Below are 18,910 nucleotides of genomic sequence, written 5' to 3'. Positions count from 1 at the left end.
ACATCGCATGCGTCATCGTTAACGACCGACATGAGAGTACGTCGGTATCAATGCGCCGGCCGTCCGGCGGCATGCGCCCGTAAGCGCTTTGACATAGCGGTGCATCGAGGCGCGGGCTGTCCCGTTTGCCGGATAAGCCGCCGTAAGCGAGAGCCCGCGTTGCGTACGGAACAACCAGACCGCAACCTGCGCGGCCATGCCCTGGTTGATATAAACCCGCCCATTCCCCTGATGCCATTCGCGCGCAATGTGCGCACTGAGTGGAGGAACGTTCACATCCATATAGGATAGCATAACGCCACCTGTGGCGACGGATCGAATCGTCGGCAGCCCGGCGGCCAGTTCAAGTACGAGCTCGATTGGCACGTCGGCAAGGCATAGCCGTTCGTCAAAGTTACGTTGGGCAATGAAGGCGAGTTCAGGAAACATTCGTTCTTGCACGTCGAAGTCGATTGGCACCACTCCCACGCACCAGCCGGTCGTCCTGAAAGCCTGTGGCGATCTTCGCGTGGTTGTGGGAGTGATGACACTGTAGCGCGAGCGCCCAGCCAGTTCCCGTTCGGTCAGGGCCGCGCAGGCCAACAGGCCGCCGATGACCCGCGCACCAGAAGCATGGCACGCGGACTCGAACGCGGCCATGACGGTATCATCGAGAATATCCAAATGTAGATACTCGGCTTGATAGCGATCCTCCAGCACACCGAGCGGCAGCGCGAAAGAGGGCATCCGCCCGTTATTGCGGTGCAGGAACGCGATCCACTGCTTCACCTCAGGATTCGCTAACGTTGTCTTAGCTGCCCGCTGGCGCTGACTGGTGCAGTAATCCAGATAGCTCCCCGGCGATCCGAGTTTGAGCGGCGTCTCGCCGTCGAGCACAGCGCGATACACTGAGCGGATCTCTGTCATCAGGAACGCGATGACGGTCGCGTCGGCGTGCAAATGGTCAATGCTTGCGAAGCAGGTGAACCCGCTCGCGCGCTGGAGAATGCCAAACCGAAAGCAATCCCATGCGAACGGTGTTGGGGTTGCCATAACATGGTTTTGCCAATCCTCCGCGCTCACCTCGCCGAGCGTCGAAGACTCCATCTGGATGGCCGCGGGGTCGGTAAGTACGTGTCGTACTATTGCTTCGCCGCGCTCCTCGAACCAGCTGTGATAAGTGTCGTGCCTGCGCAGATGTGCGGTCACCACATGGGTCATGGCTCTGAGGTCACACCGCCCGGGTTCGTCCCACACAACGACAAGCAGCCGCGCCATCGCCTCGTGCCGCTGCTCACACGCGCGGAAGGCGCGCAGATGCTGTTCCTGTTCGTAGCTCGGTAACGCGGGCGATACCGGTGCGCGTTTGGCGCTTTCTGTCGACGCCGCAGAGGGAGACCAGAGAGTCAGCGTCGCAGGAGGCCCTGACCAGTCGTGCAGCGGACGCAGATCAGTCACGGGCATCTGCTCCGGCTGGCTGCAATTCCTGCATCGCCCCACTCAGAGTATCGGCCAGTGCACGCACAGTCGTCACGTCCACGGCGCGGAGCCGGATGCCGGTGTCGGCTTCGAGCGCGATCAGCAATTGAAGCGTCCCGAGTGAGTCGAGGCCGTAGTCGAAAAATGAGCGGTCTGGATTCACCGTGCGGCGCAAAATGACACCGAGATGCTCGATGATCAAACGCCGCAACAGGGCCGGCCGCTCGTCGGGCGGCGTGCGTCCGAACTCCACGCGCAGGCGGCGCGCCGGATCGCCCGCTGCCTCTGGAGCCTGCGACATAGCCGCTCCGAACGGACTCCGCGCGCATAGCGCCGTCAGCCAAGGCGCACCGTCGAGATGGGCGTATGCGGCATATCCGCGGTCGTGCCGCAGCAGCGTCTCGAATGCGTAAACACCGTCGCGTGGTTCAATCATTCGCGCATCGCCGCGTGCCGAGAGATGTGCACCGGCACCGATGTCCGCCCACGCGCCCCAGGCGATTGCCGACGACGGCAGCCCCTGCGCGCGCCGCCATTGCGTGAACGTGTCGAGCCAGCTGTTAGCGGCTGCGTACGCGGACTGCCCAGGCGAACCAAAGAGCGCCGCGACCGAAGAGAAACAGCAAAACCAGTCGAGTTGTTGCTTCAGCGTCGCCTCATGCAAATACCAGGCGCCCTCAGCCTTAGGAGCCCAGTTCCGATGTAGCCTCTCCTCGGTGACAGAGGGGAGGATGCCGTCCTCGACGACGGCTGCGCCATGCAGGACACCGCGCAACGGGAGGCCCGTCGCCGTGGCAGCTTCGACAAGGCGCCGCGCGGTCGACGGCTCCGCGATATCCGCACATATCACTTCGACCTCGGTGCCCCGCGCCCTCATCGCGACCATCATGCTCGTGGCCGCGTCGGTCGGCTTGGAGCGCGCGTTGAGGATCACGCGACCGGCCCCGGCGGCGGACATCGCATCGGCGAGGAACAGGCCGAGCCCCCCAAGGCCGCCGGTGACGATGTACGCGCCATCGCGCCTGAACGGCGTGAAGCGCTTCGGCACCTCCGGCACGCGGTAGTGGCCGGTCCTTGGAACGGTGAGCACGAGCTTGCCGGTGTGACCGGCGCCGCTAACAACGCGAATGGCGCAAGCCGCGTCGGCGAGAGGATAGGTAGCGATGTCCGGCAGGGCCAGCCGCTCCTCATCGGCAAGACGCATGACCCGCGACAGCAATGCCTGCACGCGCGCCGGAGCAGTAATACACATCTGCGCTAGGTCGACGGCGAAGAACGAAAGGTTACGCTTGAACGGAGACAGCCCCAGCCACGTACCCCCATAGATGTCTTTCTTGCCGATCTCAATGAACCGCCCGCCCGTCGCGAGCAGCCCCAGGCCAGCGCGCTGCGACGCGCCCGTGAGCGAGTTGAGGACTATGTCCACGCCGTAACCCGCCGTGTCCCGCCGGATCTGCTCGGCGAATGCCACGGACCGAGAGTCGTATACGTGGCTGATTCCGTCGGCGCGCAGCAGCTCTTGCCGTGCCTCGGAGCCCGCTGTTGCAAATATCTCTGCACCGGCCGCGCGCGCAATGGCCACAGCCGCCTGCCCGACGCCGCCGGTCGCCGAGTGAATGAGCACCTTGTCGCCGGGGCCGATCCGCGCCAGGTCCTCGAGGCCGTACCACGCGGTGGCAGTTGTAGTGACAATGGCGGCCGCTTCAACATCCGTGAGCGTGCGGGGTATCGCGACAAGCAGGCGTGCATCGCAAGTGAGATACGTGCCCCAAGCACCCCCGCAGCAGAGCCCGGCCACGCGATCGCCGACGCGAAACGGGGAGAGGCCCGGTCCGACGGCGGTGACAATGCCGGCAAAGTCCAGACCAAGCCCCTGCGCACGACCATCAAATGAGGGATAGCGGCCAAGGGCAACGAGCACGTCGGCGAAATTGATACTTGTGGCATGGACGGCCACCTCCACCTCGCCCGCTTCCGGCGCGCACCGCTCGAACGCCGCCATCTCAAGGCTCTGTACGTCACCGGGCACGCGGATTTCTACGCGAAGACCATCGCGCGTCGCGTCGCGGTCCACGGTGCGGCGATCAGCGTGACCAAGGGGGCTTCGCTGCAGTCGTGCGACATACGCGCTATCTCCGCGCAGCGCCGTTTCGTCTTCGTCCGAGCCGCTCAGCAACTGACGCTGAATCAGTAACACGTCCGCCTGCAGGTTCACGTCTATCTGGGTGGGGTGGAGTGCGGGAAACTCGGCACCGACGGCTCGCAGCCACCCACGCACACCGGCGTGCGCGAGCTGAACGCTGTCGTCCGGCAGTGCGCGTTGGGCCATGCAGGTGACCACGAAGAGACGGGGCCGCCGCTCGCAGTCCGTCAGCGCGTTGGTCACGTGCTGCAGGCTGGCTATGTTCGCCCGAGTTGCGTCCGGAGTCGCTGGCTCGTTGCTGCGCGGCAATACCACCACCACAGCTCCAGGGCGATACTGATGCAGAACGTCTTCGATCTGTTCGCGCCATACACCCCCCTGCCCGGCCCCGGCGCTGCTGAGGATGCGAGTCTCGAACCCTTGCTGGCGCAGGCTTCCCTCCAACTCCATCGTCAACTGATGTCCCGCAGAATCGGCGTCGAGCAGCAACCAAGCGCCATCGCCCGGCTTGACCATGGCACGCGGGACGTCCCATGCCTCCCAGACTACGTCGAGCAGGCGCGAGTTGCAGGCAACGGCGTCAGCATGCTGTCCGGCCACACCGCTACCCATTGCCAACCCATCGACACTGAGCAGCACGCGCCCGGACGCGTCGAGCAGATCAATGTCGACCTCGACGTGCAGTGCGTCCATCGCGACGAAGCGAGTAATGCAGTGCGCGGCGTCGGCGTCTGCGCGGTGGAGCCGGAGGCTTCTCACCGAGAGTGGCAGTAGCAGGCGCCCCTTTGTCCCCAAAACGACCTGGGTGAAAGCGCCAACGGACTGGAAGCACGCGTCAAGCAGCACGGGATGCACTGTGTAGCCACGCGCGCCCGTTTGAAGCGACGTCGGGAGCCGAAGATCCGCAAAGAGCGAGGCGCTGTCAGCAGACAAAGCCAAGCTGGGGGCCAGTGCGCGAAATGACGGTCCGAACTGGATACCCTGCGAGTCGAACCACCGCCACACCTCGCCCGCGGCAACAGGCGCAGCGTGAGCGGCGCGCAGCGCGGCTATGTCGTACGCGGGAGGCGGCTTTGCAGAGACGGCCGCAGAGAGCTGAGCGCTTGCATGGACCTGCGGTTCGCTTTTTGCCCGGCTCTCGAGCCTGAAGTTCAACTCACCCGGTCGGTCCAGCACTGCTGTGCAGACGATCGGCATCGACGGCTCCAACCGGAGCGCGTGGTCGAACGTCATCGCCCGCACTTCGACGAGCGATGTACCGAGGGCCGTGCGCGCGGCGGCCAGCGCCATTTCGCAGAAAGCAGCCCCCGGGAAAAGCGGCATTCCGTTCACCCGGTGGTCCGCTAGCCACGGGTGGGCATTGAGGCCAATCTCAGACGCCCAGATGTGGCGTTCCGGTTCCTCGTGCAGTGCGCGGTGGACGTTTAAAAGCGGGTGCGTTGACAGAACGTGATGCGCACCTGCGGCTGGCGTAGCCGGCGCAAGGAACAGGGGATAGTGCGTCCAGGCCGGCAACGGGAGGTCGAGCAGCGGGCCATCCGGATACAGGACACTGAAATCAATCGCCGCGCCGGCAACATAGATGGCGCCAACCAAGTCCAGAAGCCCGTTGTGCATGGGCTCGCCGCGCGTCATCGACGGAAGCGCGCGGACGGCGAAGTCCATCGCGGCAGCATTCTGCAACACCGCGCGGGTCACGATCGGATGCGGCGAAAGCTCGACAAATACGCGGTGTCCGTCTTCAAGCGCCGCCTGCACGGCGGGACGGAAGCGAACTGAGTGCCGGAGGTTATCGATCCAGTAAGCGGCATCGCAAACGGAGGATTCGCGCGAATCAAGCAGGACGGTGGAGTACATCGGCGTATGCGGCGTGTGCGCAGTCACTCCCGCGAGGCGCTTCGACAGCTGCGCGAGGATCGGCTCGACTTGGGACGTGTGTGAGGCCACATCGACTGCGACCTCGCGGGCGAACAGGCCTTCAGCCTGCCAAGCAGCGACGAGGCGTTGCACGGCCTGGACAGAGCCCCCGACGACCGTCGAATCCGGGGCCGCGAGTACGGCGATCTCCACGTCGTCAATCAGCCGGCGCGCCAGATCATCGCGGAGCGCCGCTGGCGCCATCCCAACAACTGCCATTGCACCGGAGCCAGCGAGCGTCTGGCACAGCATTGCGCGATGACAGATCACCTGCACGCCATCTTCGAGCGTGAGTGCGCCGGCCACGACTGCCGCCGACACCTCGCCCATCGAATGGCCGATCACCGCCGATGGCACTACACCTTGGGCCTTCAGGGATGCCGCCAACGCGACCTGTACAGTGAAAATGGCAGGCTGGACACGTTCGATGCCGTTGAGTTGTCCGGGCTGACGCAGGGTATCGGTCACCGAGAAGCCGCTGAGGGTCTGAATGAGAGGCTCGATGGCGGCAACCGCCTCGGCGAAGACCGCGTCGATGTCGAGCAGCGCCGCTCCCATCGACTCCCACTGCGAGCCGTGGCCAGAGAATACGAAGACGGGCCCGCGGTCATTGTGGTCGACCCAATCTGCATCGATAGACGCATCGGCTGCGAGCCCACGCAATTGCGCCGTCAAATCGTCGAGCGTCTTCGCAATGAGCGCGTGCCGGACTGGCCGGTGCCCACGTCTGCAGGCGAGGGTCCGCGCCACGTCACTCGGGCGATGACCGCCGGCGGTCGCGTCTAGCCAAGACGCAAGGCGTCCGGCCGACGCGCGAAGCGCCTCTGGCGAGGTGGACGAAACTGGAAACAGCCACGGCGGTTCGTGTGTTCTGGTACTCTCTAGCGGAAGAGGCGAGGCAAGTGCCTGAGGAGCCTGTTCGAGCACGACGTGCGCGTTCGTGCCGGACATGCCGTACGACGATACGGCTGCACGGCGGAGTCCGTCCAGGCTAGTCGAGGGCCAGGGCACGGTGTCCGTCGGGACGAAGAGCCTCGTCTCGATGGTCTGGAGATGCGCAGGCAGGCGATGGAAGTGAAGTGATCGCGGTACGACGCCGTGCGCGAGTGCGAGCGTCGTTTTGATCAGGCCAAGGACGCCCGCCGCTGATTCCGCATGGCCGAGGTTGCTTTTGAGCGAGCCGAGGGCACAGGGCGACTGTCGTCCATACTGCGTTGAGAGGCTGTGGAACTCCTCAGTGTCGCCCACCGGCGTGCCGGTGCCGTGCGCCTCGATCATGCCGACGGACGAGGGGTCAACCTGCGCTTCGGAAAGGGCACGATCGATCACCGCGATCTGCGCCGCGCGGGAGGGTGTCAGTATGTTGTGCGTGCGTCCGTCTTGGTTGACGGCGCTACCGCGGATAACGGCGAGCACTCGGTCGTTGTCGCGCAGGGCGTCGCTCAGCAGCTTTAGCATCACTACGCCGCAGCCTTCGGCACGCACGAAGCCATCGGCACGCTCGTCAAACGCATGGCACCGCCCTGTAGGCGACAGCATGCCGAGCCCCGACGCCGAGGCGAATGTTGTGGGCGAGAACATCAACATTGCCCCGCCGGCAAATGCAATGTGGCATTCGCGCTCAAGCAGGCTCCGCCGAGCCGCATGCACGGCGACGAGGCTGGACGAGCAGGCCGTGTCCATGGTGATAGCTGGACCCGTGAGGCCCATCGCATGGGCAACGCGCCCTGACGCCATGCTGAAGGGCGTTCCCGTGAAAGCGTAGGCCTGGCCCATCGCACCCGCATCACGCGTGACCTGCATGTAGTCCTGATGCGAAAGGCCGAAGAACACGCCGGCGTCGGTCCCGAACAGGCACCGCGGATCGCGACCCGAATGTTCGGCGGCTTCCCAAGTTACCTCAAGCAACAGCCGGTGCTGTGGGTCCATGGCGAGGGCCTCGGGTTCGCCGATGCCGAAAAAACGGTGGTCGAAGCCCGATGGGTCGTCAACGAATGCGCCCCAGCGTGAGACCGAGCGGCCCGGCGCGCCTGCCACGGGCACGTAGTAGTCGTCGGCATTCCAGCGCTGCTGTGGGATATCGGTAACGAAGTCGATGCCTGCCAGCAGCGCGCCCCACAAGGCGTCCGGCGAGTCGATATGTCCCGGTAATCTGCAGCCAATGCCGACAACAGCAATCGCAGTCACAATCGAGACCTTCTTCTGGGAGAATACTTTCGATCCAAATGCAATACTAAACTATTGATCCTCTGATCAATCGTCCAGCACGCTGGTTGCTAGAGGGGGCAGAAGCAAGACGACCAGCGTGGCGTGTGGATGGTCGCGTGGCCGCCTCTTGCGATCTGGCTTTCCGTGGCCTCACGACTGCCCCGTACACGTTCGGGAGCGATGGACCGCTCTTAGCGCGGTGCCCTTGCAATATCGCTGCCTTCAAATGGCGCGAGGTCGGCGATCATTGTTGACGCTCATTGGACATTGCGTCGGTGACGCTCCACGAAGCTCATGCTGGCGGACCTTCGTAGCCATCGGCGGGCTCCTCAAAGCTGCCATCGCCGTCGAAGTCGTCACCGTCGATCTCGTCCGGATCGGAGCCGCTCGCTTGCACGACCAGGTCATGTCCAGGTTGACGCGGTGCCTCTGCGCCACCAAGCCAGCGCGCTCTCTAGCTTGATCGGAGCCAGGCATGCCGAGCGCCTTGACCAGGAGATCGTCGGTATGGTTGGCTTCTTCGAGGATGTTGATTCGCCGAATGAACTTTCGCCAGCTTGAGTGCGTCGCGGTATCGCAAGATCAGAATCTCATCTTCGCGCTTTATAAACTACGGCCGCCCACCAGCCATGTGGACGCGCCTGCGTCCCGCTCGTTGATTTTGGTTGCCACTGGATTTTTCCTGATCTCCCGGTGCGCACGCCGCCTCTAACCGATTGAAAACTTTGAACTCGCGCTCCAATCCATCATCGGCCAATTTGAGCTAATTCGCGCCGATCAGATCAAAATATGACTATCTCAGGAGATAGCAGCCGATGCCGCGCCTCGCAGGTTCGATACACCTGACAACCTATTGGTGTTCGACTTCAAGGATCGTTACCGCTTTTCCCACACCAACCAAAACGCTACGCATCCGATCCCTCGCCTCTGAGCCCCGCATTTTGATCCGAGTGGAAATCGCTAACGGCCTTCCCCGCATGCGGCGCGAATGCCTCCATCGCGAGCAGTGACAACAAGTTTCGTGCCTGCCGGATCTCCTTGCCCGAAGCTGCCCACGAGAGGCTACTGCGACTTGGGACGGGTCTTGGCAGCCCGAAGAACGTCGAGTCAAGTGCAAGCTTGATCAGCAGCGCATCCTCGCCCTTGCTTCGTCGGTAGCGGAGCATTTGCTGTATTGCAAGCTCCGGCCTTTGATAGCAGACGGTCACCGCCTCGATGAACCAAGTCCAAGCAAGGCGGCTGTCGACCCGCTCGATTTCAATCTGCTTCAACGCCCCCTCCGCTTTTGCCATGTACTCCGGCTCACGAATTCCATGTCGAACAACGCTGCAACCTGTCGTTCCGACATGCATTTTGTAGTATCGTCGTTACTGAGCCACCAGACCGTTCCAGAAGTAACACTTGTGAACGATGTGGGCGGATGCAGGGCCTATTCTCGCGAGTGCCGCGATCTCATGGCCGGGCAAATCGATCAAGACCGGCGAGCACGACACGCCGTTAGCGTCGATTTCTATCGGCCGCCATTTGTGCACGTCGACCTCGCGCAGCCCGACGTCCAGCGCAGCAGGAGCAATCGAAAAGCCGCGTCCGATCGCTTTCACGATCGCTTCCTTGCGTACCCACAAGCGAAGCAACGTTGATGCCGCGGGACGTCCAGCGTCGAACTCCGCTCGCTCCCGGGCGGACAGGATCGCGTCGAACCACCCCTGCTCCGCGGCCGGATCATCGATTTCGATATCCACTCCGACCGGTGCCAGTTCATCGATGGCAAAAAGCGCACTTCGTCCCGCATGCGAGAGATTGAAGAAGGGACCTCCGGCCAGCTCCGGCCTGCCCCAGGCATTGTGGGTTATCGCCACGTCAGCGGGTGGCACACCGAGCACGCGCGCCAAGACGTGGCGCATGATCACCCGCCCGGCAACGAACCGCCGCGCGAGATCTGGCCTCGCGTAGCGGTCCGCCCTCGTCCGTTCCGCCGCGTTGAGGCAACCCGCGACCCGCGCATCGCTTAGCAAGGGGTCATCGAGATCAGCCGAGTAGAGCGTCAGGATGGCCATCTCAGCCGTAGCGCCGAGACAGGGACGCCGGACCGTTCAGCGCCGATGCCATCGTCCGCATCTTCACCTCGGTCTCCCGATATTCGTCCTCGGGGGACGAGCCATCCACAATGCCACAGCCGGCAAACAACGTGGCGGATCCTTCACGCAACAGAGCCGAACGCAACGCGACGGCAAATTCACCATTCCCCCGGTCGTCGATCCAGCCGACTGGACCGGCATACCAGCCGCGATCGAGCTCCTCCTCCGCCCGAATATACGCAAGCGCCTCGCCACGCGGCAGGCCGCCCACCGCAGGACTCGGATGAAGCTGCTCAAGCAGCTCGAGCAGTTGCAGACCGTCGTGGGCCTGCCCCTCGATCGGGGTTATCAGGTGCTGCACATGCGGCAACTTGCGCAATCCCGGCTCTTCGGGGATATGCAACCGCCCGCAGTGGTGAGTAAGAACCGATCGGAGCGCATTCACCACGAGCGCATGCTCGTGGCGATCCTTGGCGCTGCGCAGCAATCCCCGTCCAAGACGTGCGTCCTCGGTCTCAACCGCGCTACGCGGCGCGCTACCGGCGAGCGCCCACGTCGACAGGCAGCCGTCGCGAAACTCGATCAGGCGCTCCGGAGAGGCCCCCAAGAAACAGGCGTCTTGGCGCGCGAATGCAAACAGGTAGGCGTCAGGATGGGTCTCGGACAAGTTCGCGAGAATATCCTCGACGGAAATGGTGAGCGGCACGGTGCGCGTCCGCGCCAGCACGACCTTGTCCATCGCACCGGTGCGGATGCTCTCCGTCGCGGCCGCCACCTTGCACTTCCAGATGTCGGCGGCAATATCAGGCTCCGACAGATCCGCTGGCGCGGCAGCTCGCGGCGCGAACGATGGGCGCGACACGATCCTCGTCCAATCTGCAATCGCGCTGTCAGCCAGCGCGGCGCAATCCGATGTGGCCGTCACCAGGATATTGATGATGAGCCGGGTCGCACTGCCGTGCCGGCACAAACCGAAGCGCGCCAGGGTGAGCGCGGCTGCCGGGAAATTCTGCCACCGCGATCGACGCTGGCCAAGCCGGTCAAAGGCGAAGCCGCCGCACAGCATCAACCGGTGATCACCGTGGATCACGGCCGCTTCCAGCAGATGCCGCCACTTCTGCTGAATGGTCGCCCAAGGCTCATCCGCTCCGGCCCGGAATTCACGAGCGCAGCCCAGTCCGACGAGCGCAAGCCTCCGCTGAGGAATCGCCCACAACGTTGCGGGCGATTCGACCAGCCGATTGGATGCGAACAGTTTGCCGGGATCGCCACACGTCCACGGAACGGAGTACGATGCCAGAACTTCGGAACGGCCTTCATCGGCGCGGCGCCGCGCCTCCGTCAGGCATTGCAGCAGGTCAGACCGACTCGGCTGTGACGTCATCACGATGCTCCCGACCGGTCCGCTATTCCGTGCAGGCCTCGCCAATGGAGAACCTGCTGCTCGATGAACCACCGGATCAGTCCGGCAAACAGCATCTCGACGCCGTCGGCCGGCAACCCCGCCGCGTCCGCCCAGGCTCTCCGTTCGGCCAGCATCGCAGCGACCCGCTCCGGGGCGGGAATGCTTTCTTCGCTCGGCTTGAATCGCGCCGCTGCTTTGACGTAGGCCATGCGATGCTTGAGAATCGAGACGATCTGCCGATCGAGATCGTCAAGACCTTCGCGGATGTCGCCGAGGTTCTCGCAGCGGTCTGGTGTCTTCGGTGACGGCATTGGACCCCTCCATGGAGATCAGAACCTGTTCCCGGCCGCGCCGGCCGCATCATCGCATCGCGCTGACGGTGGCGATGCCGCCGAATAGCGAATTGGCATGCGTCGGATTCCGGTGTGCTTGTTGCTCCGGACCCATTCTACGTCGCCGGCCAGATCGAAACCGTCGACCCGATCCAGCAGAGCATTCAGCACGACGCGCATCTCGAGCCTTGCGAGTTGCGCGCCGAGACAACCATGGCCGCCGAACCCAAATGCCAAATGGGGATTGGTCGCCCGGCTGACATCGAATTCGGAGGCGCGCTCAAAAATCGCATCATCGCGATTGGCCGACGCCCACCACAATGTTACCTTCTCGCCGCGCCGGATGAGGCAGTCGCCGATCTCGACATCGCAGGTCGCGGTGCGGCGATTATAGGGCGTCGGCGAAGTCCAGCGCAGGATCTCCTCCAGCGCCGGGTTGATCAGTGCCCGCTGCTTCTGCAAGCGGGTCCATTGTCCGGGATGCTCGATGAAGGCGAGAACGCCGCCGGCGATGGCATTGCGGGTGGTTTCGAGACCTGCGACCATCACCACGTTGAAGACCATCAACTGCTCCACACTCGACAATCGCCCAAGGCCGTCCCCCAACTCGCCGGTCACAGCCAGCGAAACGACGTCCTCTCCGGGCGCTTGCCGCCTGCCTTCCACGAAACGCTGGCCATATGCCATGAACTGCTGCATGGCCTGCGCGCTGCTCTGGCTGGTCTCCCCGAGCTGTCGGTCGGCGTAGTCGAGAACTGCATTGATCCAGGCAAAGATCTGGTGCCGATCCTGCGGCGGGATGCCAAGCAGGCTCGCAATCGCCAGCAGCGGAAGTTCGGCGGCGATATCGCTGACGAGATCACCGTGCCCGCGTCTCAACGCCTCGTCGACTGCGGCTTGCGCCGCGTTAGCCAGAACCGCCTCCAGCGCGGCAATCTTGGCATGGGTGATGCCAGGCGCGACCAGACGGCGTAACGCCCGGTGACGCGGATCGTTCATCATGTTGATCACGGACCCCACCCCGACCGAGCGGGGGAGGTCCTCGATCATCGTTCCGCCACCTTCCCGATCGCCTCCACTTTCCGAGGAGAAGACGACGTTGTCGCGCGCAACAGGAACGATGTCGCGATAGCGCGAGAACACCCAAAATCCCTCCTGGCCAGGCGTCAACGCCGTCGCCGGATGAAAATGCGGCCCCTCGTGCCCGCGCAATGTGGTGAACAGCGCATGCGGAAATCCGCTGGTGAACAGATCGAGATTCGCCAGATCGGCGTCCGGTAGCGGCCATTCGGCGCCCGAGGAGTGGCTGTCAAGAAGCTGACGCATAGTGGCTCCTGTCAGGTGCGATATCACGGTCCGAGGCGAGCAGCCGCCAGCCTGCCGATGCCGAACGCGCCTGCCAGAACGCCGCATAGCGTCCTTTGGCGGCGAGCAGCTGCAGATGATTTCCCTGCTCGACGATACGTTGGTGGTCGAGCACCACGATCCGATCTGCGTTTCGGATAGCTTCGAGCTGATGCGTGATGACGAGAAGGGTCTTGCGGCCATGCAGCATGCGCAGACCCTCACTGACAGCCGACTGATTTTCGCCGTCCAGCCCGCTCGCCGCTTCATCCAGCAGCATGATCGGTGCGTCCTTGAGCAAAGCCCGCGCGATGCAAACCCGCTGACGTTCGCCTCCGGACAGCAGGCTTCCGCGTTCGCCGACCGGACTATCCCATCCACCGGGGAGGCGCTCGATGACCTCATCGAGGCGTGCCAGCTTCATCACCTGCTCCAGTTCCTGCTCGCTCGCGGTGAGCCGGCCGAGCAGGACATTCTCGCGCAGGGTCCCAGAAAACAGGTAGGTGTCCTGGAACACCGGAGAGATGATCCGCATCAGCTCCGCGGTTTCGAGCCGACGCAGATCCACGCCGCCGATGCGAACGGTGCCGTTGCTGGGATCGTGAAACCGTGCAATCAACTGGAGTATGGTGGTCTTGCCGGAGCCAGATACACCCAGCAGTGCGGTGGTGGTGTTCGCGGGCAGCTTCAAATTGATGGTGTCGAGCACCGGCACTCCGGGCCGATAGCTGAAGCTGACCTGGTCCAGCTCGATGTCGAAAACGGCGGGAGGCGCCGCCAGAGGCCGGAGCAGCGGCAGGGGTTCTGCCGACAGGATGGTCTCCACCGCCTCCATCTGCGCCGATGCCATGCGAATGCCGGCGCTGTAGGTCGCGACTTCGGTCAGCGGATCGACCACGCGGTTGATCAGCACGAGCATCGCGATCAGCGTCGGCAGATGCTGCGGGTCACCGCCGATCGCTAGCCACGTGATGCCGGCCATCAGTAGCAGAAAACTGAGCTGTGCCAGCCAGGAATTGGCCAGCAGCGGTGGCAGCACGAGCCACAACTGGCGCCGGTTGGCGCGACTTTGCGCGAGCAGCGCCGCGTCGAACAGCGCGTAACCGCAATCGCTGCATCCGTAGGCGCGCAGCACCACCTGGTTCTGGGCAAACTCGACCATGCGCTCCCCTGCCTCGGCGGCAGCAGCAGCGACGGCCCGGTCGGTGGCGCGGCCCAGACGCCCCGCCCACCAGTAAATCAGTGCTACCCCCGGAAAGATCACGGCTGCCATCGCTGCGAGCCGCCAATCGAAGAAGGTCATCATGGCCACGACGACCAGGGGCGTTACGGTGGCGCGCATCAGCGGAGTCAGCTGCCGGGCCGGCAGACCAAGGATATCCATCACGCCCTGGCTCAGGGTCAGACCGAGCCGGCCGGTGTTCTGCGGGGTGAACCAGCCAAGCGGCAGCGAGACGACATGATCGCCGACGCGATGGCGCAGGGTTTCCAGCAATTTGATCGCAACCCGGAAGCCGCCGACGGTCGCTGCATAATTCAGAAGCCATGTCGTGGCGGTGCCGAGCGCCAGCAGCGGCAACCACCACGCCGCGCCACGCGCATCGCCGGCCAGGAGCGACTGGATGATCGGGACAACCAATACGAACGTGAAACCCTGCACGATGCAGCAGACCAGCATCAGCCACAGATAGCGCCGCAATACCGGTTCATTGTCCGCCCCGAGAAGCCCGGCCAGCCGTCGAACGATCATCGCTGGTTCGCCTCCTCTTGACGGACCGGATTCTGGGCTCGCCACATGCGCGCATAGTGTCCGTCGCCAGCCAGCAACACCTCATGGCGTCCCGTCTCGACGATCCGGCCGCCTTCCAGCACGGCGACCGCGTCGGCATTGACGATGCTTTTGAGGTTGTGCGCGATCACGAGCACAGTCCGGGCACGGTCTCGTCCCGCCAACAGGGCCGAAATTGCCCCCTGGATCGCGGCCTCGGCCTCTACGTCGGCTTGGGCCGTGGCCTCATCCAGCACCAGAACTGGCGGATCGAGCAGCAACGCACGCGCGATGCTCAGCCGCTGCGCCTCGCCGCCGGAGAACCGCGCATCCTCCCCGTAGACTGATCGATAAGAGCGCGGCAATTGCAGGATCCGTCGATGGATATCGGCGGCAGCCGCTGCCGCCTCGATCTCCTCGTCACTGGCGTCCGGGCGTCCAAGCGCGATGTTGTCGCGTACGCTCATGCGGAGCAGCCGCACGTCCTGAAACACGAAGCCGACGTGCCGGTACAGGTCGCGGGAATTGATCGCAGCAATGTCGCAGCCGCCGAGCATGATCCGGCCGCTTTCGGGCTCGTGAAACCGCAGCAGCAGTTTCGCCAGCGTCGACTTTCCCGAACCCGAGCGGCCCACCAGCGCCGTGACCGTTCCCGGCTGGAGCGTCAACGATACGTCATCAAGAATTCGGCGAACCCCGTCGAACGAAAACGTCACATGCTCAAATCTGACCGCGCTCCCATCCGGCTGCAGCTCCACCTCGGGTTCGCGCTGCTGCGGGATGGCCAGCAATTCGGACAGTCGCACGAAGGCGCCCCGACTGAGCTGGAGGGACTGTGCGCCGCTGCTCAACGCCGCAATCGGAATCGAGACGCCAAGGCCCAACACGGCGAATGGCAGCAATTGGTGTCCTTGCAACCAGCCCTGCCCGACCGCAATCGTTCCGCATGTCAGCACCAGGAAAAGCAGGGTGATCGGGGCTATCACCAGCGACGACAAGGTCTCCGGCCTGATCAGAGGACGCACCCAGGCGAGAAAGAACGAGAGGAAATCGTTCACCGCCGTGCGGTAGGCTTGATGAGCCTGCCCCTGCTGCCCGAAGATCTTGACCAGCGGTATCCCCTGCGCGAACTCGATCACCGAGTGATTGACCCCGGCCAGCGCTGCTCCGTATCGGGCCATCTTCTGGCTACTGCTCGCGGCTATGACGCGGCTGTAGAAGAGCAGAGAGAGCGGCAACGGCAACAGCGTCACAAGCGTCATCCGCCAATCGACCTGCATCAGGTAGCCGTACACAAAGAGCGTGGTCGCCACCGCATTGGCGAGGTTGACGTAGGAGTGCGCGATCAGATGATGGATGGCCGTGACGTCGTCCTGAACGCCCTGCTTGATCTGCCCGCTGCTATTGCCATCGAACCAGCCGAGCGGCGCCCGCGCGATCCGTCGGGCCAATCGCCGGCGCAAGTCCAGTCCGAACGCATTGTCGGCGAGATGGGTCACGAGCTCCGCCAGCCCGCGCAATGCGAGCCCGCCACCGAGGCATATGGCGGAAAGCTCCACCAGCCACCAGGCCTCGTGCTGGCGCTCGCCACCACCTAGAAGAACGGGCGCCAGCTCGGACAGCTCGATCAGCGGCGCCAGCACCAGGCCCGACGAGATGACCTGGAGAATGATCGCGAGGCAAAGCCAGCCGCGGACCGGGCGGAGCAGATGAGTGCCGGGCCGCCCAGCGACGCCATCGGAGTCGAATGCAGATGTCATGGGCCGCCGGTCCAATTACTGTGTCCGCTCGATCGCCAATCGCTCGTTTCCTGGCGCGACCGCCATCTGACGCGAGCGCGCGAACGCCGCAGCGAACAGGGCCGAAAGCGCATAGCCGACGCCCGGCAGGATCAATGTGACCCCATAACCAAATCTGGCCGCAACAAAGCCGCTCGCCGCGAATCCCACCAATGCGACGGCAGACATCACCGAGGTCAGAAACGTGACGTCGGTTGCCGTCTCGCCCGGTCGGGCGAGCTCGAGAAACCAGTTTGTGAACGTAACGTGCTGGACTGCAAGCGCGGCGAACACGGTGCCGACGCTCGCCACAGCAGCGAAACCAGTCCCGACATAGCGTTCAAGGAACGCGAGTGCGGCGAAGCCGATAGCGAGGAACATGCACGCCCAGATCACGGCACGGTGCGGCGCCACGCGAACAACGATCGTGCTCGTGAGTGGTGCGATCATCGTGAATGTCAGGATATTTGCTACCGCTCCGATCCAGCCGATGTCTGCGGCACCAAAACCGAGATCTACCAACCGCGGCTGCACCATCGCGAACGCCACGGCAACGCCGAGAACGCCGGGAGCGATCATCGCGGCCGTCGTCCACAGACTATCGTTGCGGATGATCGCAAGAATCGACACGCTCCGCCTTGGATGCGTTTCATCCTTGCGCCGGGCCGGTTCTGGGATGGTAAACACCCATCCGGCGAAGGCGAGCAGCAGCGCGGCAAAGCCGAACAGTGCTGGGCGCCAGCCGATCAGTTCGATGAGCTGGAGGCAGATCGCGCCGCCGATTGCGTTACCGACGGCACCGCCCCACCCCAGCAATGCGGCGCCGAACGGACGCTCGCCATCATCGAGCGCTTCCGCGACGTAGCCGAGCGTTGCGATCCGCTGCGTAGCGGCGAGCGTCGCCAACACGAGGCAAACAACGAGAACCGCAACGAAATCGACCGCTGGATTCAGGATCGCCATCGCCGCGATGACCGCGGCGCTTGCCGCCTGCGTCGACAGGATCCATGAACGCCTCAATCCGAGACGATTGAGGCTCCAGCGATCGACGACCGGAGCCCACAGAAAATTGACAGCGAAGGCGAAGAACACAGTGCTGAACAAGCCGACGATTTGCAAGCTGGCGCCATTGGCCCGCAGGATCACCGGAACGGCCGCATAGATGAACGCGATCGCGAGATACTGCTGACACGCAAGCACAGCGATGACGACATATCGCATGTAACGACGGTCCATCAGCCTTTCTCCGAGGGCGCCTCTTCGAGTATGTCTCGGGAGCACGGCCTGAGTAGGCTCTTTGCAGGCTGGAAGACCAGAGGTCTATCATTTGCGAGCGGTTGAAAAACCTATGCGGAAAGCCACGCCAGCTTGCTAGATGCTTCGACCGGCAGGTTCATGATCGGCAATCATGATCTGCCGGAGGGCCCTGATCGCACCTGCATCGAGAATGAGACGCACGCGATCACTACGCGCTCACCAAACGGGTTCAACGCCGCCCCGGCCTACCACAGGGATGACTAGGATGGATCCTGCTGCCTGCTATTCCGCAGCCTGCGCACGGAAGGACGCTTCCCGCGGCGAACGCCGCGTCGAGGTCGGCGCGACGCCGTAGCGTCGTCGAAACGCCGTCGCAAAATTGCTCGCATGACGGTAGCCGACATAGTACGCCGCCTGCGACACCGTCCATCCCTCATGCTGAAGGCCGTCGCGGGCACGATCGAGCCGTTTGTCACGCAAGAACTGGAAGACGGGCCGGCCGATGACAGCCGCGAACTTGGACTTCAAGGTACTGGTACTCATGCCGACATCGCGGGCAAGATCGCACAGATGATGCTCCGCATCGAGATTGGAGATCAGCTTGTCGCGCACCCGGTGAATCTTCGCGATGTCGCGCGAATGAATCCAGCTTGTGGACTTGTTCTGGGCCTGTTGAGCCGTAATGACGCACGCGAGCAGTTCGAGCGCACAGCTCTCGGCCAGCAATCTCCCGACCAGGCCGGTGTGCCCAGGTGAGAACAGCTCATGGGACAGTGCACGTGCGCGGCAGCTCAGGGATAGCGATTTTGCCGTCGTCTCCTGCAAATGTGCATCGAGGTGCTCGGCAAGTTCGGCGTCCATCACGCTGACCGGGCAAGCCTGGATCACCAGGATGCGGGAGCTCTCACCGCGGCGGTAGCTACTGGCCATGCGCGTATCGTCGGCTGCCGACAGCGCCATGGCGCTCTCGGCGACAAGGCTGACGGTCTGATCGTCGTCGATCGCATAGGTGACCGGCGAACCGTGAAGATTGACCGCGATCGTCAACGATCTCCGGGCAAGGCCGATCCGATCGTTGTCGTGCAGTGTCGTCAGGTCGCTGACGCAGACGTTCAGCCCGCTGGACAGCTTCTGCGTCGCGATGAGGCCGGCGGCCAGGGGGGAGTCCTCCTGCGCCCGTGCCACGTCGGTCGCCCCCGACATCTCGCAGCTGTACCCCCAT

At 63.7% G+C, this 18,910-nt stretch carries 11 protein-coding genes; all 11 read right to left on the bottom strand.

Features of this window, described 5'->3' with window-relative positions:
* Window positions 1-18: 18 nt before the first annotated feature.
* Complete coding sequence (locus GPL20_RS21675) at window positions 19-1,437, bottom strand: condensation domain-containing protein (protein WP_157331531.1); 1,419 nt, start codon at window positions 1,435-1,437, stop codon at window positions 19-21.
* Window positions 1,430-7,705: a sulfolipid-1 biosynthesis phthioceranic/hydroxyphthioceranic acid synthase gene (gene pks2 / locus GPL20_RS21670; RefSeq protein WP_205751190.1), complete on the bottom strand. Its 6,276-nt coding sequence runs from the start codon at window positions 7,703-7,705 to the stop codon at window positions 1,430-1,432. Before pks2 ends, GPL20_RS21675 begins: the two co-directional genes overlap by 8 nt.
* Window positions 7,706-8,631: 926 nt before the next feature.
* The gene (locus GPL20_RS21665) at window positions 8,632-9,018 is read right to left on the bottom strand and encodes a hypothetical protein (protein WP_157331530.1); all 387 of its coding nucleotides are present in this window, start codon (window positions 9,016-9,018) and stop codon (window positions 8,632-8,634) included.
* A gap of 75 nt (window positions 9,019-9,093) precedes the next feature.
* Window positions 9,094-9,783 carry a 4'-phosphopantetheinyl transferase family protein gene (locus GPL20_RS21660; protein WP_157331529.1) on the bottom strand — a complete coding sequence of 230 codons (690 nt, stop codon included), beginning with the start codon at window positions 9,781-9,783 and terminating at the stop codon, window positions 9,094-9,096.
* 1 nt (window position 9,784) lies between these two features.
* Window positions 9,785-11,188 (bottom strand): isochorismate synthase, encoded by a 1,404-nt coding sequence (locus GPL20_RS21655; RefSeq protein WP_157331528.1) that lies wholly within the window; start codon window positions 11,186-11,188, stop codon window positions 9,785-9,787.
* Window positions 11,188-11,520, bottom strand: a complete 333-nt coding sequence (locus GPL20_RS21650) for an isochorismate lyase (protein WP_157331527.1) — start codon at window positions 11,518-11,520, stop codon at window positions 11,188-11,190. Before GPL20_RS21650 ends, GPL20_RS21655 begins: the two co-directional genes overlap by 1 nt.
* 18 nt (window positions 11,521-11,538) lie before the next feature.
* Window positions 11,539-12,591, bottom strand: coding sequence for a cytochrome P450 (locus GPL20_RS21645; RefSeq protein WP_205751189.1), 1,053 nt, complete (start codon window positions 12,589-12,591; stop codon window positions 11,539-11,541).
* 259 nt (window positions 12,592-12,850) lie between these two features.
* Complete coding sequence (locus GPL20_RS21640) at window positions 12,851-14,635, bottom strand: ABC transporter ATP-binding protein (RefSeq protein ID WP_157331525.1); 1,785 nt, start codon at window positions 14,633-14,635, stop codon at window positions 12,851-12,853.
* Complete coding sequence (locus GPL20_RS21635; RefSeq protein WP_157331524.1) at window positions 14,632-16,413, bottom strand: ABC transporter ATP-binding protein; 1,782 nt, start codon at window positions 16,411-16,413, stop codon at window positions 14,632-14,634. The genes GPL20_RS21640 and GPL20_RS21635 overlap by 4 nt, the downstream gene beginning before the upstream one ends.
* Window positions 16,414-16,428: 15 nt before the next feature.
* A complete protein-coding gene (locus tag GPL20_RS21630) occupies window positions 16,429-17,652 on the bottom strand; it encodes an MFS transporter (protein WP_246250811.1) in 1,224 nt (407 codons plus the stop codon).
* Window positions 17,653-17,970: 318 nt separating this feature from the next.
* Window positions 17,971-18,873 (bottom strand): helix-turn-helix domain-containing protein, encoded by a 903-nt coding sequence (locus tag GPL20_RS40170; protein WP_157331522.1) that lies wholly within the window; start codon window positions 18,871-18,873, stop codon window positions 17,971-17,973.
* Window positions 18,874-18,910 lie beyond the last annotated feature (37 nt).

This window comes from Bradyrhizobium cajani (genome assembly GCF_009759665.1).
Taxonomy (GTDB): Bacteria; Pseudomonadota; Alphaproteobacteria; order Rhizobiales; family Xanthobacteraceae; genus Bradyrhizobium; species Bradyrhizobium cajani.
The sequence above is the reverse complement of the archived record's forward strand: the minus strand, read 5'-3'. Positions and strand labels throughout refer to the sequence as shown.

Bases quoted from the DNA above. Each gene is read 5' to 3' on its own strand.
- GPL20_RS21665 (WP_157331530.1), bottom strand. From the start codon at position 9,018: ATGGCAAAAGCGGAGGGGGCGTTGAAGCAGATTGAAATCGAGCGGGTC.
- GPL20_RS21660 (WP_157331529.1), bottom strand. From the start codon at position 9,783: ATGGCCATCCTGACGCTCTACTCGGCTGATCTCGATGACCCCTTGCTA.
- GPL20_RS21655 (WP_157331528.1), bottom strand. From the start codon at position 11,188: ATGACGTCACAGCCGAGTCGGTCTGACCTGCTGCAATGCCTGACGGAG.
- GPL20_RS21650 (WP_157331527.1), bottom strand. From the start codon at position 11,520: ATGCCGTCACCGAAGACACCAGACCGCTGCGAGAACCTCGGCGACATC.
- GPL20_RS21645 (WP_205751189.1), bottom strand. From the start codon at position 12,591: ATGATCGAGGACCTCCCCCGCTCGGTCGGGGTGGGGTCCGTGATCAAC.
- GPL20_RS21640 (WP_157331525.1), bottom strand. From the start codon at position 14,635: ATGATCGTTCGACGGCTGGCCGGGCTTCTCGGGGCGGACAATGAACCG.
- GPL20_RS21635 (WP_157331524.1), bottom strand. From the start codon at position 16,413: ATGACATCTGCATTCGACTCCGATGGCGTCGCTGGGCGGCCCGGCACT.
- GPL20_RS21630 (WP_246250811.1), bottom strand. From the start codon at position 17,652: ATGCGATATGTCGTCATCGCTGTGCTTGCGTGTCAGCAGTATCTCGCG.